This window comes from Streptomyces sp. NPDC029956 (assembly GCF_055574655.1).
Map to the genome: position 1 here is coordinate 41615 of NZ_JBVHZJ010000029.1, position 15411 is coordinate 57025.

At 72.6% G+C, this 15411-nt stretch carries 12 protein-coding genes; 3 read left to right on the top strand and 9 right to left on the bottom strand.

Annotation, left to right across the window (positions count from 1 at the left end; genetic code table 11):
* Positions 1 to 74: 74 nt before the first annotated feature.
* The 4 genes from ACZ4XX_RS22845 to ACZ4XX_RS22860 form a co-directional block, all read right to left on the bottom strand.
* Positions 75 to 1928, bottom strand: a complete 1854-nt coding sequence (locus tag ACZ4XX_RS22845; RefSeq protein ID WP_468509702.1) for an ATP-binding cassette domain-containing protein — start codon at positions 1926 to 1928, stop codon at positions 75 to 77.
* A 122-nt stretch (positions 1929 to 2050) separates the two neighbouring features.
* Positions 2051 to 2890, bottom strand: a complete 840-nt coding sequence (locus tag ACZ4XX_RS22850) for an NUDIX hydrolase (RefSeq protein WP_468509703.1) — start codon at positions 2888 to 2890, stop codon at positions 2051 to 2053.
* Between the two features lie 109 nt (positions 2891 to 2999).
* Entirely contained in the window at positions 3000 to 5102 is a 2103-nt protein-coding gene (locus tag ACZ4XX_RS22855) for a glycogen debranching N-terminal domain-containing protein (RefSeq protein WP_468509704.1), read from the bottom strand.
* A gap of 115 nt (positions 5103 to 5217) precedes the next feature.
* Complete coding sequence (locus ACZ4XX_RS22860) at positions 5218 to 6636, bottom strand: DUF4192 domain-containing protein (protein WP_468509705.1); 1419 nt, start codon at positions 6634 to 6636, stop codon at positions 5218 to 5220.
* Positions 6637 to 6777: 141 nt separating this feature from the next.
* Here ACZ4XX_RS22860 and ACZ4XX_RS22865 point away from each other — a divergent pair, with 141 nt between their 5' ends.
* Both ACZ4XX_RS22865 and ACZ4XX_RS22870 read left to right on the top strand, forming a co-directional pair.
* Positions 6778 to 8961, top strand: coding sequence for a RecQ family ATP-dependent DNA helicase (locus ACZ4XX_RS22865; RefSeq protein ID WP_468509706.1), 2184 nt, complete (start codon positions 6778 to 6780; stop codon positions 8959 to 8961).
* 228 nt (positions 8962 to 9189) lie between these two features.
* Entirely contained in the window at positions 9190 to 9819 is a 630-nt protein-coding gene (locus tag ACZ4XX_RS22870; protein WP_468509707.1) for a hypothetical protein, read from the top strand.
* A gap of 61 nt (positions 9820 to 9880) precedes the next feature.
* On the opposite strand, the gene ACZ4XX_RS22875 is transcribed toward ACZ4XX_RS22870, so the two are convergent.
* From ACZ4XX_RS22875 to ACZ4XX_RS22885, 3 genes are all read right to left on the bottom strand, one after another.
* On the bottom strand, positions 9881 to 10513 hold the full coding sequence (locus ACZ4XX_RS22875) for a hypothetical protein (protein WP_468509708.1): 633 nt from the start codon (positions 10511 to 10513) through the stop codon (positions 9881 to 9883).
* Positions 10514 to 10619: 106 nt separating this feature from the next.
* Complete coding sequence (locus ACZ4XX_RS22880; RefSeq protein WP_468509709.1) at positions 10620 to 11330, bottom strand: ribonuclease HII; 711 nt, start codon at positions 11328 to 11330, stop codon at positions 10620 to 10622.
* Positions 11331 to 11457: 127 nt separating this feature from the next.
* Entirely contained in the window at positions 11458 to 12075 is a 618-nt protein-coding gene (locus ACZ4XX_RS22885) for a TetR/AcrR family transcriptional regulator (protein WP_468509710.1), read from the bottom strand.
* A gap of 133 nt (positions 12076 to 12208) precedes the next feature.
* Between ACZ4XX_RS22885 and ACZ4XX_RS22890 the strand changes: the two genes are divergently transcribed.
* A complete protein-coding gene (locus ACZ4XX_RS22890; protein WP_468509711.1) occupies positions 12209 to 13762 on the top strand; it encodes an MFS transporter in 1554 nt (517 codons plus the stop codon).
* 55 nt (positions 13763 to 13817) lie between these two features.
* On the opposite strand, the gene ACZ4XX_RS22895 is transcribed toward ACZ4XX_RS22890, so the two are convergent.
* Together ACZ4XX_RS22895 and ACZ4XX_RS22900 are read right to left on the bottom strand one after the other, a co-directional pair.
* Complete coding sequence (locus ACZ4XX_RS22895; RefSeq protein ID WP_468509712.1) at positions 13818 to 14726, bottom strand: ADP-ribosylglycohydrolase family protein; 909 nt, start codon at positions 14724 to 14726, stop codon at positions 13818 to 13820.
* A gap of 12 nt (positions 14727 to 14738) precedes the next feature.
* Positions 14739 to 15398 carry a histidine phosphatase family protein gene (locus ACZ4XX_RS22900; protein WP_468509713.1) on the bottom strand — a complete coding sequence of 220 codons (660 nt, stop codon included), beginning with the start codon at positions 15396 to 15398 and terminating at the stop codon, positions 14739 to 14741.
* Positions 15399 to 15411 lie beyond the last annotated feature (13 nt).

Below are 15411 nucleotides of genomic sequence, written 5' to 3' on the forward strand. Positions count from 1 at the left end.
GACGATTAATCGGACATATCGGTCAGATTTCAAGGCAGTTGACCGCGAAACGGAATCTTTCGATCCGCAAGTGATCACCAACGCGCCTTACGGCGAAGGCCGGTGAACACATAGGCGCAGAGCAATCCGGTCAACGTCAGCGAAAGAGCCACTCCCGCGGGCTGCCCGAGCACCCTCAGCCCTCCCGCCAGCCAGTGGTCCACCGCCGGAGACCACTGCGGACCGGCGAACTCCCGGAGCCGCGAAGGGAGTCCTGCCGCCGACCGCACCGAGGGTCCGGTCAGCACCTTCTGGAGCAGCGGGACGAAGGCGACCGGCACCGCGAGGACCGCCGCCACACCGGCCGCAGCCGCCCGGAACACCCCGGCACCGAGGACTCCGGCCCAGGCGCAGCCGACGTTCAGCCCCAGCCAACTCGCACAGAGTGTCGGCCAGTTCTTCGGCACGGAGATCAACTCTGCGCCGTAGACGAACCGCAGCACCTGGAGATCCACCATCACGACGGCCGCCCCGAGCACCAGGGCGACGGCCGCCGCCACGGCCAGCTTCGCCAGCAGCAGTCCCGGCCTGCGCGGCACGGCTCCCCGGCCCGTGGTGAGCGCGGGATAGCGGTACTCCTCACCGAAGGAGAAGGCGCCGAGCAGTCCGGCCCCGAGTGCCGCGGGCGGCAGTGGGGAGAGAGCGGGCCAGCCTGCCAGGACCGCGGGCAGTGCGGCGCTCCCGCCCCGCCCGAGGAGCAGGGCGAGGGTCACGGAGCCGAACAGGACGGCCGCCACCACGAGTGGGGTGGACGGCACACCCAGGAGGCGATGGATCTCGTACCGCAGAGGCCGCAGGGGCGAGCGGGCGGGCTTCCGGCTCCCACTCCGCTCCCCGGCGGCGAGGTCGCGGGGCACGAAGCCGGCGGGTGCGGGGGTGTCGGGCCCGTGCCCCCCGGACACGGAGGCGCCGGACCCGGGGACATCGGGTCCGCGGACATCGGGTCCGGCGTCCCGCCCGGAGCCGGACTCCGGGCGGCCCTCTCCCGCCCGCGTACGCCGTTCGGGCAAGGTGTCAGCGGTGTCGCCGGTCTCGACGGCGAGCCGGTGGATCGGTACGCCGTGGCGGAACGCCGTGTCGCCGACGGCCGCGCAGTCGCTCCCGTAGACGGACAGCCGGTTGCCGTCCTCAGCGACGACCTCGACCGGCCGACGAGCGGCCCTGGCCTCCTGGGTCACGACCGCGGCGAGCCGTGCGGCCTGCGGGGTGCGTACGGCGACACGAGGGCGCAACCGGGTGCGGGCGAACTCCGTGACGTCCTGGTCGGCGACGAGTCGCCCACCGTCGAGCGTGACGACCCGATCGGCGTTGCGGACCGCGTCCTTGGGATCGGCCGTGGTGTACAGGACGGTTCCCCCGTTGCCCGCGTGCGCCCGGAGCAGCTCGTACAGCCAGGCGCTCTCGGGTACGGAGAGACCGGCGCCCGGCTCGTCGAGCAGCAGGGTGTGAGGGTCACCCAACAGGGCGGAGGCGAGGCCGAGTCGTCGATCGGCTCCGATCGGCAGGGTGCCGATCCGTCGGCGCTCCAGGCCGTCGAGACCGACGGCCCGGGAGAGTTCCCCGGCCCGCGAGGCGGGAACCCCCGTGGCGGCGCAGAGCATCCGCAGCTGGCCGCGGAGCGTGCGGGAGGGGTGCCCGGGGATGTCGCCGAGGAGGACGCCGACCTCACGCGGCGGGTGGGCGATGCGGTGCAACGGCCGACCTCGGAAGTAGGTGATCCCCCGGCCCGGCTCGAGTTCGAGCATGAGCCGGAGCGCGGTGGTCTTGCCGGAGGCCGCGGAACCGAGGAGGGCGGTCACGGCACCCGGCCGGGCCTCGAAGGTCAGATCGTCCACGGCGGGCGGGCGATCGCGGCGGGGAGTGCTGGTCAGTCCGATTGCCTGGAGCATCGCTTCTCTCGCGGTAGGTGACACCGCTCCGCGGCAGGGCGGCGCTATCGCAGCAAGATAACGCTACATTTCGGACTTTCCGTGCAGGGTTGGCGCCCAGGAGAGCCGGAAGCACCGGTCCGTCAGACCTCGGGGCGCAACATCGGCGGGTTGAGGAGAGTGGCCCCACCTGCCCTGAAGAGCTGGGCCGGGCGCCCGCCCTGACGGGTCGTGGTGCCGCCGGCCGGAACGAGGAAGCCGGGCGTGCCGGTCACCTTCCGGTGGAAGTTGCGCGGATCCAGGGCGACGCCCCAGACGGCCTCGTAGACGCGCCGCAGCTCTCCGACCGTGAACTCCGGCGGACAGAACGCCGTGGCAAGGGAGGAGTACTCGATCTTCGAGCGGGCGCGCTCCACCCCGTCGGCGAGGATCCGGGCATGGTCGAAGGCGAGCGCCACCGGGCCGCCTTCCTTCTCGTCACCCGCCGCGTCACCGGGGGCCCCAGCACCGCCGGCGCCACCGGCCGCTCCGGTGACCTCCGCCGTCCCGGCGAGCACGTCCTCGCCGAGCAGCTCCTCGACGGGCGCCCAGCGGGCGCTGTTCGCGTCGCCGCCGGCCCGCGGTGCGGGAAGGTCCGGGGCGAGCGCCAGATGCGCGACGCTGACCACGCGCATGCGGGGGTCACGGTCGGGTGCCCCGTACGTCGCCAGCTGCTCCAGGTGCGCGCCGTTGCTCGGTACGGGCGGCGGGGCCGCCGGGTCGTGGGCGCAGAGGCCCGTCTCCTCGACCAACTCACGCGCGGCGGCGCCGCTGAGGTCCTCGTCCTCGCGCACGAAGCCGCCGGGCAGCGCCCAACACCCTTGATACGGCGCCTCTCCCCGACGTACGACCAGGGTGCAGAGGGCATGGCGGCGCACGGTGAGCACGACCAGGTCGACGGTCACGGCAAAGGGCGGAAAGGCCGACGGGTCGTAGGGAGGCATGCCGCGATCATAGTCGTCTTCCTGACGATAAGCACGCCCCTCGGGAGTATCCGCACTGACTTCCGCGCCCTGTCGTGAGGCTTCCGTCGTGTCTGTGCCCGGCATCCCGTCACACCCCCAGTTGAAGGCCCTCTGCGGCCTCCTCGACCATACCGAGACCGAGCCTGCCGACCCGTACGGCGAACGGCTCGCCCGCGACCACGAGCCCCGAGAACCGGATCGCCCCGAGCGGCGCCGACCGCAGGGGATGCGTCGACACGGACCGGCCCGGCGCGTCCGGCCGGATCCCGGCGAGGGCGAGCAGCGCGTGGACGGCTCCGGCGGCCGCGACGGCCGCCGGTCGGCACGCGGCGGGGTGTGGCACCGGTCGCCCGCCCGTCGTGCGCTGCTCCCCCGCGTACATCTCGGGGAGCCGGTACGTGAAGGCCTCCGCCGCGTCGAGCAGCCCACGGAGCAGGGAGGTGGCCTCCTTCTCGTGGCCGAGGGCGGCGAGTCCTGCCACGGCGACCGCCGTCTCGTGCACCCGCACCGCTCCCCCACGGTGGCCGAAGGGGTTGTGGCCCGGCTCCTTGGCGCCCAGACTGCGCAGCCCCCAGCCGGAGTCGAGGGGCGGGGTGCCGAGCAGTCGGGCCACCTGTTCGGCCTCCGTCCTGTCCAGCAGTCCGTGGGCCAGGCGGCCGCCGCCCAGCAGCCCGGTGTCGAGCAGATGCGCGGCCCAGCCACCCAGCTGGGGCCAGGTCCGGCCGTCCGGCCCGCGGGCGACGGCGGGTCGGCCGCCGGCCCCGTCGTCGAGCCAGAACTCCCGCCGGAAGCGCTCGCGCAGCGCCTCTGCCACATCGCGCAGGGCGTCTCCCCCGGGCCTGTCGCAGGCGTCGAGCAGGTCCGCTCCGAGCAGCGCCGCGCGATGGGCGTGTGCCTGTGTCTCGGCGCGCCAGGGCCCGGCGGGCCCCGGGTCCGGCACGAGCCCGCTCGCGCCGGCCGTCCGACGCAGCCAGTCGAGGCAGCGTTCCGCGACGGGCAGCAGCTCTTCCAGATCCGCCGTGGGCAGCCCCCAGCGGCGGGCCTCGGCAAGCACGACCGGCCAGGCAAGGGTGGCCTCGATGCCGGTGCAGCGGGGCGGCAGGTGCGGTCCTGCGTCCCTGAGGGGTCCGGGGATGCGGCCGGAGTCGGTTCCGCCGCCGGGGATTTGGGTGCGCCCGAGGGCGCGCAGGGTGGTGACGGCGAGCCGGGTGCCGAGGGGCAGGGCCATCCGCGCGGCCCACAGCGCCTCGGCGGTGACGGGGCCGCAGCGCCAGGGGACGCCTGCGGCGAGGTGGACGTCCGCCGGATGCATCGGGTCACGCTGGAGCAGGGCCCGCAAGTCCTCGACACAGGCACGCAGCAGCTCCCCGGGACGGGCATCGTCGCCCTCGGCGAGGGCTTCGGCAAGGATGTGGCCTCCGGGCCGCCCGCCGCCGCCCGGGGAGCCGGCCGGACGGCCGGTCGAGCCGTCGCGTACCCGTAGCCGGACCGTGAACGTGCCTCCCGGCGCCAGCTCGGCCTCCCAGCGGAGGACGCCCGCCGCCGCCAGGGCGTCCATGGGCGGCGGGTCCGCCGTGACGGTGACGGATCGTCCTCCGTCGCCGGTCCAGCGCAGGCCGGTGCCGTGGACGCTCGCGGCGAGCTCGGGTCCCGGTCTGCCGGACGCCACCGCGCCCAGGTCCGCGAGATCCGACCCCAGAGCGATTTCCACCGGGAGGCGGAGGGGGCGGGCGACGGCGCTGCGCAGGGTGATCCGCTCGCTGCCGTCGGCGCTCCGCGTGCGTTCGACGGTGAGTCCGGGGTCGGGTCCCATGTCCCCGGGGACTCGGAGGACTCCGAGGAAGATCGCCCGGTCGGCGGCCGCCATACGGCCCTGGAGGGCGACCGGCTCGCGCCCCGCCACACGCAGGACGCAGCGGGAGAGGAGCCGTCGCCCCGCCGCGTACACGCCCTCGGGCCCCTCGCCGGTGAGCTGGCCGTGCTCGGCGCAGACGGCGAGGTTGGGCAGCGCCACGCAGAGAAGCGCGTCGTGCACCGAGGGAAGCTCCATGGGCCGGACCGCGCGGGGCGGTGCGGAGCCGGTACCGGGGCCGACGCCGACCCCGGCCTGCCGCCCGGTGGGGCGTCCCGGCACGTGGCCGATCGGTGGTCCGGTGGGGCGGCCGGGGGCCGGGACGGGACTGAGGGCCATGGCGGGTACGGGGTGCTCTCTGTGCGGACCGGGTGGCCGGCGAGGTGTCGGCGGGACGGTTCGGGCGACTCCGCCAGAGAGCTGAACGCGCCGACGGGCGGCAGGGTCACGGTCGTCATCGGCCGCTCCTGGTGCCGCGCTGCCCACCGCGGCTCGGACTTCCACTCCCCGGCTTCCCCGCGGCAGGCCCGCCGGGCCGGACGCCAGCCGAGGAACGGCGCTCCGTTCCGCCGGTCCGGCGGCCGGGCTTCCTCAGCGTCTGCCGACCGCCCTGCGGGCGGGCGACACGCATCCGGACCCGCGGGGATGTGCCCGAAGCGGCCTCCTCCGATGCGATCCGGCCGTCCCGCTCGGTCCGCAGACAGGAGCGCAGCGACTCGGGGTCGAGCCCTTCGTTGCACGCCTGGTGCAACAGCCGGGCGAAGACGTACTCGGGGTCGATGTCGAGCGCCAGTCCGAGGGCGACCCTGGCGGTCGGCTCGTCGCCGGTGGACCAGGCCGTCCAGCCCGCGAGGGTGAGCGGTGCGGCCGCATGCTCCTGGTAGGGGGCGACGCAGCGCCGGGCGAGGACGCGCCAGAGCCGCAGGGCTGCGGTGCCCTCCCAGCCCTCCATCCATTCGGCGGCGCGGTCCCGGGTGACCCGGTCCTGGAGGCCGAGGATCAGCGCGGCCGCTTCACCGGTCTCGACGAGGGCGTCGTCGGCCGCGTCGCTCTCGGCTGTGCCTACGACGCTCCCCCTCGCGGTCCTCGGGTCGGTCGAGCCGCCGGTCCGGCCGGTCGGACCGGCCTCCCCCGTCGGATCGGCGAACCGGCGGAGGACCGCCCGTGCGAGGCGCAGCGTCGTCTCTCGGACCTCCACCCGCCCCTTGTCCTCGGCGCCCTCGAGGATCCGGGGCACGATCACGGCGGCGCTCGCGTCGAGTGCCGCGCGCTGTTCTTCCTCCCGAGGACCGCCGGAGGGCTGGAACCGCCGCTCCATGTCCCGCAGGGTCCCCCGAACCTGGACTCCGGCGTACGCCGCGGTCGCCGCCATCACCGACGTACCGCTGAGAGCGAGCGGGGTGCCGTCGGGCGGGCAGCAGCGGACGTCGGGACAGCAGTAGGAGAAGTAGAGGCCGTCGGAGATGCAGAGGGCCTCGTAGACCGGGATGTCGAGGGCGCCGCACGCCGTGCGCAGCCGCTGGGCGAACGGGCGCAGTCGCTCCATGACCCTGCGGCCGGTCTCGCCTGCCGCGGGGTCCTGGCAGAGGAAGACGACGATGCCGTCGGGTCGGGTGCCGCTCCTGCTGCCTCCCTCGACGAGGCATTCGGCGAGGTGGTCGGCGGTGGACGCCCATTCGCGGGGCGAGCGGGGAATGCCCAGCCTGACGCGTCCACCGAAACGGCCGTGCTCGCCGTGGAGGGCGACCAGGACGACGGAGTCGGTGGGGTGGAAGCCCAGCACGAACGGCAGGGCGTCGGCCAGTTCCGCAGGGCCGCGCAGGGTGATCCGGGTACGGGAGAGGTCGCTTGATTCGTGGTGATTCGCGTTCATGGTCAGGACGGTCTCGTGATCTCCCGAAATCCGAAACCCCTGTGGATAACTCCCGGAACGGGGCTTCCGTCGGCCTGCCGAGTTGTCCACAGGTTCGGCGCTCGTTCGCGCAATGTCCGAGGCATCGGGTTGCATGGAGTCATGACCCACGCAGACCCCCTGGAAGACCGCGCCGCACTCCGGACCGCCGCCGATGCCGTGCTCGCCCGTCTCGTCTCGGACCCGACCGGCACGGCGAGACTGCGCGAGGACCAGTGGCGGGCCATCGAGGCGCTGGTCGCCGACCGGCGCCGGGCCCTGGTGGTGCAGCGGACGGGCTGGGGCAAGTCGGCCGTGTACTTCGTGGCGACCTCGCTGCTCCGTGAGCGCGGCAGCGGGCCGACCGTGATCGTCTCGCCGCTGCTCGCGCTCATGCGCAACCAGGTGGAGGCGGCAGCTCGGGCGGGCATCCGCGCCCGGACGATCAACTCGTCGAACACGGAGGAGTGGGACACGGTCCAGGAGGAGGTGGCCGCCGGTGAGGTGGACGTGCTCCTGGTGAGCCCCGAGCGGCTCAACAATCCGGATTTTCGTGACCAGGTGCTTCCCCGGCTCGCCGCCGCCACCGGGCTGCTCGTGGTCGACGAGGCGCACTGCATCTCGGACTGGGGGCACGACTTCCGGCCCGACTACCGGCGGCTGCGCACGATGCTGGCGGACCTGCCGTCCGGGGTTCCGGTGCTCGCCACCACGGCCACGGCGAACGCCCGGGTGACGGCGGACGTGGCCGAGCAACTGGGGACGGGGGCCGGCACGGACGCCCTGGTTCTGCGCGGTGCGTTGGACCGGGAGAGCCTGAGCCTGGGCGTGGTCCGGCTCCCGGACGCGGCCCACCGGCTGGCCTGGCTCGCCGACCACCTCGGCGAGCTGCCCGGTTCCGGCATCATCTACACCCTGACGGTCGCCGCGGCGGATGAGGTCACCGCCTATCTGCGCCAGTGCGGGCACACGGTCTCCTCGTACACGGGCCGCACGGAGAACGCCGACCGGCAGCAGGCGGAGGACGATCTCCAGGCCAACCGGGTCAAGGCCCTCGTGGCGACCTCCGCCCTCGGCATGGGCTTCGACAAGCCCGACCTGGGTTTCGTGGTGCACCTCGGGTCGCCGTCCTCCCCGATCGCGTACTACCAGCAGGTCGGCCGCGCCGGCCGAGGTGTGGAGCACGCCGAGGTGCTGCTGCTGCCCGGGCAGGAGGACGAGGCGATCTGGCGCTACTTCGCCTCGGTCGCCTTCCCGCCGGAGGAGCAGGTGCGCCGCACGATCGACGTGCTCGCCCAGGCGGGCAGGCCCTTGTCGCTGCCCGCGCTCGAGCCTCTGGTGGAGCTGCGCAGGACCCGTCTGGAAACGATGCTCAAGGTGCTCGACGTGGACGGCGCGGTGCGACGGGTGAAGGGCGGCTGGGAGAGCACGGGTCGCCCCTGGGTGTACGACACCGAGCGGTACGCCTGGGTGGCGCGACAGCGGGCGACCGAGCAGCAGGCGATGCGCGACTACGCGGCATCGTCGGGGTGCCGGATGGAGTTCCTGCGCCGTCAGTTGGACGACGAGGAGGCCGCGCCGTGCGGTCGCTGCGACAACTGCTCGGGCAGCCGGTTCGATCCGAAGGTCTCCGACGCGGCGCTGGACGCGGCCAAGGGTGAACTGGGCCGGCCGGGTGTGGAGGTCGAGCCCCGGAAGATGTGGCCGACCGGACTCGCGGCCGTGGGGGTCGATCTGAAGGGCCGTATCCCGGCGGGCGAGCAGGCTTCCGGCGGCCGGGCCCTGGGACGGCTCTCGGACATCGGCTGGGGCAACCGGCTGCGTCCGCTGTTGTCCGACAGCGCCCCGGACGGCCCGGTTCCGGACGATGTCGTGCAGGCGGTGGTGCATGTCCTCGCCGACTGGGCGAAGGGGCCCGGCGGTTGGGCCTCCGGCGCACCCGACGCGTCCGCCCGACCGGCCGGCGTGGTCACGGTCGCCTCCCATCGGAGGCCTCAGCTGGTGGGTTCGCTCGGACAGAGGATCGCCGAGATCGGCAGAATGCCCCTGCTCGGAGCGGTGGAGTACGCGCCCGAGGCGGAGGACGTACGACTGTCACGGACCAACAGCGCCCAGCGGGTGGTGGGGCTGCAGCGCACCCTGACGGTCTCCGCCGAAGTGGGCGAGCGGCTGGCCGCGGCGGGCGGGCCGGTACTCCTCGTCGATGATCTGTCCGACAGCGGTTGGACCTTGGCGGTGGCGGCCCGGCTGCTGCGACGGGCCGGTGCGGAAGGGGTGTATCCGTTGGTGCTTGCCGTCCAGGGATGAAACGGGAAGGGGAACGGGGAGTGAACAATGGGCAACTGGGCAGGGATATGAAAGGCATACCGACGCAATCCCGTCAGCGGCCTCAATTGCTCGTTGCCGCTCGCCCACGGGCCCGCAAGAATTGGGAAACCGCCTCACACTCCCCGCCAGCGGTCCGGACGGGCTGTGCTGTGGTGCGCCTTCACTCAACCTTGCCCGCCTCGCGGGCGCGTATCCGAAGGGAGGACCGTGACCCTCGGATTCGCTCCGCCCACAGCCGCCTCGCTCAGATCGTCGTCCGAGTCCGCCAACCGCCTCGCTCGGATACTCGAACCGGCCGAGTGGGCCGCGGCGGGGATCCCTCTGTTGAGCAATCCGCGTGAGGTCGTCGGCGGACTGCACTCTCGCCACGCTCCCACGCCCTCGATGGCGGTCCTCGCGATCCTGGACCACGAGGAACGGATCGCCGCCAGCGCCTCGTTCGTCCGTCGCCCCACCCCGGCGGACGGCTGGGATTTCCGCAACGCACTGCTCGCGCATCTGCGGCGGGTCATTCCGCACGACCTCCGCCGGCGCACACCCGTACGGACCGCGGTGCTGATGTACTGCCGTGAGGGTGACGAGCGCTGGACCGAGGAGGACGGAGCGTGGATGTGGGGGCTCCGGGACGCCTGCACCCTGCACGGACTCCGCTGCGGCGCGTACATCACGCTGACCCGAGCGGGCTGGCAGGTGCTCGGAGAAGGCCGCGGCGGCCGTCGTCCGAGCTCCGATTCGCTTCCCCTGCTCCTCGGTGAGGGGCCGGCCGAGCTCGGCCGACTGACGCCGAGAACCGCCGGTGGCGCGATCGAGCCGCTGCGCCGGGCCGCCGCGCGCTGATCGCGGGGGAACGACGCCGGCCCCCGCCGGACCCGTTGTGGTCCGGCGGAGGGGGAGTCGGTCAGACTCCGGCGCCCGCTCCGAGGAGCGCCGTGGCGCGCTGCGGGTCACCGCAGACGACGAGCAGGGCTCCGGCGCGTGCCATGGCCGACGGCAGGGCCTCGGCGGTCGCCGCGTCGTCTCCTCCGTTGACGGCGACGATCACCACGGGCCGAGCGGTGGCTCGCTCCACGGCGGCGGCGTGCGCGAAGAACACGTCGTCACCGGTGTCCTGCTGGGCCCAGTAGGCGGCCTCGCCGAAGGACAGCTCGTGCGTGGCCCAGGGGTGCGGGTCGCCGGTGGTGAGCACCAGGACCTCGCCCGGCGCCTGGCCGCTCTCCAGGAGCAGGTCCAGGGCCTCTTCGGCGGCGTCCAGTGCACCGTCGACGGGGGCCGGGATCAGCTGGAGCTGCGGCGTGGACGGCTGATCGGAACGATTCTCCGGGGCGTTCGCCGGAGACGGCCCGGGGCCGGGGTGCGGGCGCGGCGCCGCGGGCCTGGCAGGGCCGGGAACGGGGCGTCCGGGACGCGGTGAGGCCGCGGTACGCGGGCCGGGTACGGGACGGGGGGTCGACGCGGGGCGGCCGGCGGCCGCGGTGGCGCGGGGACCCTGGGCGCTCTCGTGAATCTGAGGCTCCTCGGGGATGAGAGGCATGAGTGGATGTCTATCAAACGCCGCTGCGCGAGGCATCGGCGGGTGGGCGCACACGTACGCCCCGGCCGTGTGGGAGTCCCTTGAGCAGGTCCCCGCGACCGGAAGTTCAGAAGTCGAAGCCGAGTTGGCCCCCGCTTTCCAGCGCGACCGCCTCGGCGGAGAGGCGGACCTTTTTGAGGTGGCGCCACCTCGGCATGGCGTCCAGGTACGACCAGGAGAGACGGTGGTGCGGGGTGGGCCCCAGCTCTTCGAGCGCCGCTTTGTGGACCGGCGAAGGGTAGCCCGCATTGGCACCGAAGGCGTACGCCGCGTAGTCCTCACCGCCGACGCCCAGCTCCGCCATGGCGGCATCACGCCGGACCTTGGCGATCACGGAGGCGGCGGCCACGGCGATGCAGGACTGGTCGCCCTTGATCACCGTGCGGACCTGCCAGGGGCTGCCGAGGTAGTCGTGCTTGCCGTCGAGGATCACCGCGTCAGGTCGTACGGGCAGGCCTTCCAGGGCCCGGACGGCCGCGAGCCGCAGTGCAGCGGTCATCCCGAGCTCGTCTATCTCCTGCGGGGAGGCGTCGCCCAGCGCGTACGCCGTGACCCAGTGCTCCAGTTCCGCGGCGAGCGCGGTACGGCGCTTGGGGGCGAGCAGCTTGGAGTCGGTGAGGCCTTCGGGCGCCCGGCGCAGTCCGGTGACGGCGGCGCACACGGTGACAGGGCCTGCCCACGCACCGCGTCCGACCTCGTCGACTCCGGCAACGATCTTGGCGCCGGTGGTGGCTCGGAGCGATCGCTCTACGGTGTGGGTGGGTGGTTCGTACGGCATGGCGCCTGACAGGTTACGCCGCTTGGGGCCGGGTGCGATAGCCGGATTCCCGTCGGGCGCCCGACGGGACGTCGCGGCGCGCCCCCGGGCCCGTGCGCATCACCCCTCGGAGGCCACCCGGCCCAGGTCAGGCGCGTAGCAGCGGCACCATGATCCGGTCGATCAGATCGGCGATCTCACGGTCCGGCCATTCGCTGGCGCACACCTTTGAGCGGTACATCATCATGGCGGGTACGACGTCGATCACCAGGTCGTTGTTCGCGTCCGCACGCACCTCACCCCTTGCGATTCCTCGGCGTAGAACATCCCGGAAGAGCCGGGACGAGGGCTCAACCACTCCGGTGACGATCAAGCTGCGGAACCTCTCGACAGCCTCGGCATCGCATTCGTGAATGACAGAGCGGAGGGCAAAGCCGGGCTTGGAGTACATGACGTCCCGGACGCGGCGGCACAGCTCGTACAGCTCCTCGCGCACGCTTCCCAGATCCGGGACCTCATCGAGGGCCGGAAGTCCGGCCTGGAGCGCGTCGGCGACGAGGTCTTCCTTCGAAGGCCATCGCCGGTACACCGCGGCTTTGCCCGTCTGAGCGCCGACCGCGACACCTTCCATCGTCAGACCGTTCCAGCCGACGCTGCCCAGCTGCTCGAGCGCGGCCTCCAGGATGGCCCGTTCAAGTACGGGGCCGCGGCGTCGCAGTGCCACCCCTTCCGGCCGGGCGGCGGCCGTGGAGCGCGAAGTAACCATCAGGATCTCTCCGTTGAGGCAGTGTCATGTCATCGGCAGTACTCAGGGAACGGTTGCGTTCACTGAGGGGGACTCACTACCGTGATGAACAGTGAACGGGTGCGTTCACTAATTCTTCCGTGGGGGATCCATAGTGACAACTTCTCCGGTCGGCACACAGACCAAGGACGGACCAGCTCGCGCCGGAGGACGGCCGGGTATCGCCTTGACCGTCATCGCCGCCTGCCAGCTGATGGTGGTCCTCGACGCCACCATCGTGAACATCGCCCTGCCGCACATCCAGGACGCGCTCTCCTTCTCGACCACCGATCTGTCGTGGGTGCTCAGCGCCTACACGCTCACCTTCGGTGGTCTGCTGCTCCTCGGCGGACGGGCCGGGGACGTCCTGGGGCGCCGCCGGGTGTTCATGGCCGGCATCCTGCTCTTCACCTTCGCCTCGCTCCTCGGCGGCTTCGCCCAGGAACCCTGGCAGCTGCTCGCCGCGCGGGCCCTGCAGGGCGTGGGCGGCGCCATCGCCTCGCCCACCTCGCTCGCGCTGATCACCACGACGTTCCCCGAAGGGCCGGAACGCAACCGGGCGTTCGGCGTGTTCGCCGCCGTCTCCGCGGGTGGCGGCGCGATCGGTCTGCTCGCGGGCGGCGTCCTCACGGAGTGGCTGGACTGGCGCTGGGTCCTCTTCGTGAACGTCCCGATCGGTCTGCTGATCGCCTTCCTGACCCCGCGCTACATAGCGGAGTCCGAGCGTCACCCCGGCCGGTTCGACATCGCGGGAGCCGCGAGCTCGACGCTCGGCATGGCGGCGCTGGTCTACGGGTTCATCCGTGCGTCCGAGAAGGGCTGGGAGGACGCGGTGACCATCGGTTCCTTCGCCTCGGCGGTCATCCTCCTCGTCGCCTTCGCGGTTGTGGAGTCCCGTGCGAAGGAGCCGATCACGCCGCTCCGCATGTTCGCGGACCGCAACCGCTCGGGCACGTACGTCATCATGCTCAGCCTGGCGGCCGCCATGTTCGGCATGTTCTTCTTCATCGTGCTCTGGGTCCAGGACGTCCTGGGCTACACCCCGATCCAGTCCGGACTCGCCTTCCTCCCCGTGACCTTCGCGATCGGTGCCAGCGCGGCACTGGCCCAGCGGCTGCTGCCCGCGCTCGGCCCCAAGCCGTTCATGGTGAGCGGTGCGGCGATCACCGGCGCGGGTCTGTTCTGGCTGACGTTCATCAGCTCGGACAGCAGCTACGCGAGCGGGGTCCTCGGCCCGATGGTCCTGTTCGGCTTCGGCATGGGCCTCAACTTCGTGACGCTCACGCTCACGGCCGTCTCCGGAGTGGCCCAGCACGAGGCGGGAGCCGCTTCGGGCCTGCTCAACGCCACCCAGCAGGTCGGCGGCTCGCTGGGCCTGTCCATCCTGGTCACGATCTTCGGCACGGCGAGCCGCGAGGAGGGCGAGAAGCAGATGCCCGCCTTCCTCGCGAACTCGACGCCCGAGCAGCAGGCCGAGGCGATGAAGACGCACGAGCTGCCCCCGCCCTGGGGCCACGAGGTGCTGACCTCGGGCATCTCCTCGGCCTTCACGGCCGCCGTCGCGATGGTGATGATCGCGCTGGTGACGGCCCTTCTGGTGATCCGCGTCCGCAAGAGCGACCTGGAAGCGCTCAGCGGCCGGGCGGAGGCCGCCGCGCCGGTGGCCTGAGCACACGCCGATGGCCCCTGATTCCCTTCCGGGATTCAGGGGCCATCGTGCCGTTTCAGGCCTTCTCGACCGGAACCCACTCCGGCAGGTCCTCGGTCTGCCGCAGCCACTCCGCCGGCGGCGCACCGGTCGTCGCCGCGGCCACCACGCCTCCGGCGATGGCACAGGTCGTGTCGACATCGCCGCCGACCTGGGCGGTCGTCCAGAACACCCGCTCGAAGTCACCGAGGCCGCGGGCCGCCGACCAGAGCGAGAACGGAACGGTGTCGTGGGCGCTCGTCCGCCGGCCGCTGCCGAGGACCGCCGCGACCGTGCCCGCGTCGCCGTAGTCGAGCATGTCGCGCGCCCGGCGCAGTCCCGCCCCGACCGCGCTGCGCGGCACCAGGGCGATGACTCCGTCGAGCAGCGCCTCCGGAGTGGGCGGCCCGGCGGGGTCGGCGGCCAGCGCGGCCGCGGCGGCGACGGCCATGGCACCCACCACGGCCTCACGGTGCTGGTGGGTCGTGTAGGCGGAGATCTCGGCCTGGTGCGTCGCCTGCTCCGGGTCGTCCGCGTACCAGGCCCCGAGCGGCGCGATGCGCATCGCGGCGCCGTTGCCCCAGGAGCCCTGCCCCTGGAAGAGCGCGGCGGCCAGCTCCCGCCAGTCGCCCCCCTCCCGGATGAGCCGGAGCATGCGGTTGACCGCGGGGCCGTAGCCCCGGTCGAAGTCGTGGTGCTGAGCGAAGGACATGGCCAGGGCGTCCTGGTCGATCCGCTCGTGGCGGGCGAGGACGGCCAGGACGGAGCAGGCCATCTCGGTGTCGTCGGTCCACTGCCAGGGGCCGTCGGGCAGCTCGCGTCGCTTCAGCAGGGGATAGTTTGCGGGTACGAAGAACTGGGAGCCCAGGGCGTCTCCCACGGACAGCCCGCGCAGGCTGGCCAGGGCGCGGTCGAAGCGCCGGTCGAATGAGGAGTCAGCGGTCATCGGTCTGCCACTCTATCCGGTAGGGCCGTACGGTTCCGGGGTACGCCAGCGTTCGAACGGCCTGTCCAGCCGGTATCGCCCGTCCGGGTCGAGCAGGAGCATGCGCGTCTCGGCGTTGCCGGGGTTCGACAGCGACTCGAAGTCCGCGACCGTCCAGTGGAACCAGCGCATGCAGAAGAGCCGCATGGTCAGCCCGTGGGTGACGATCAGGACGTTGGGCGGATGGTCGGGCGCCTCGAAGCTGCGGTAGAGGCTTTCCAGGAACGCCCCGACCCTGTCGTACACATCCGCCCCCGACTCGCCCTGGGCGAAGCGGTAGAAGAAGTGCCCGTACGCGTCCCGATAGGCCTTCTGCAGTCGCACGTCATCCCGCTCCTGCCAGTTGCCCCAGTCCTGCTCCCGCAGCCGGGGCTCCTCCCGCACCCTGACCTGCTCCGGAGGCAGCCGGAAGGCACGGAGGGTCTCGTGGGTGCGCCGGTACGGCGAGACGTAGACGCTCACCGCCTCGTCCCCGAAGAGCTCCCTCAGCCGCTCCCCCGTCTCCTCCGCCTGTCTCCACCCGGTCTCCGTGAGGCGCAGGGCGTGGTCGGGCTCGCGTTCGTACACCGTGTCATCGACATTGCCCTCGGACTCTCCGTGCCGTACGAGAACGATGCGCCGCGGTCGTGCCATACCCCGACCCTAG

Bases quoted from the DNA above. Each gene is read 5' to 3' on its own strand.
- ACZ4XX_RS22845 (WP_468509702.1), bottom strand. From the start codon at position 1,928: ATGCTCCAGGCAATCGGACTGACCAGCACTCCCCGCCGCGATCGCCCG.
- ACZ4XX_RS22850 (WP_468509703.1), bottom strand. From the start codon at position 2,890: ATGCCTCCCTACGACCCGTCGGCCTTTCCGCCCTTTGCCGTGACCGTC.
- ACZ4XX_RS22855 (WP_468509704.1), bottom strand. From the start codon at position 5,102: ATGGCCCTCAGTCCCGTCCCGGCCCCCGGCCGCCCCACCGGACCACCG.
- ACZ4XX_RS22860 (WP_468509705.1), bottom strand. From the start codon at position 6,636: ATGAACGCGAATCACCACGAATCAAGCGACCTCTCCCGTACCCGGATC.
- ACZ4XX_RS22865 (WP_468509706.1), top strand. From the start codon at position 6,778: ATGACCCACGCAGACCCCCTGGAAGACCGCGCCGCACTCCGGACCGCC.
- ACZ4XX_RS22875 (WP_468509708.1), bottom strand. From the start codon at position 10,513: ATGCCTCTCATCCCCGAGGAGCCTCAGATTCACGAGAGCGCCCAGGGT.
- ACZ4XX_RS22880 (WP_468509709.1), bottom strand. From the start codon at position 11,330: ATGCCGTACGAACCACCCACCCACACCGTAGAGCGATCGCTCCGAGCC.
- ACZ4XX_RS22885 (WP_468509710.1), bottom strand. From the start codon at position 12,075: ATGGTTACTTCGCGCTCCACGGCCGCCGCCCGGCCGGAAGGGGTGGCA.
- ACZ4XX_RS22895 (WP_468509712.1), bottom strand. From the start codon at position 14,726: ATGACCGCTGACTCCTCATTCGACCGGCGCTTCGACCGCGCCCTGGCC.
- ACZ4XX_RS22900 (WP_468509713.1), bottom strand. From the start codon at position 15,398: ATGGCACGACCGCGGCGCATCGTTCTCGTACGGCACGGAGAGTCCGAG.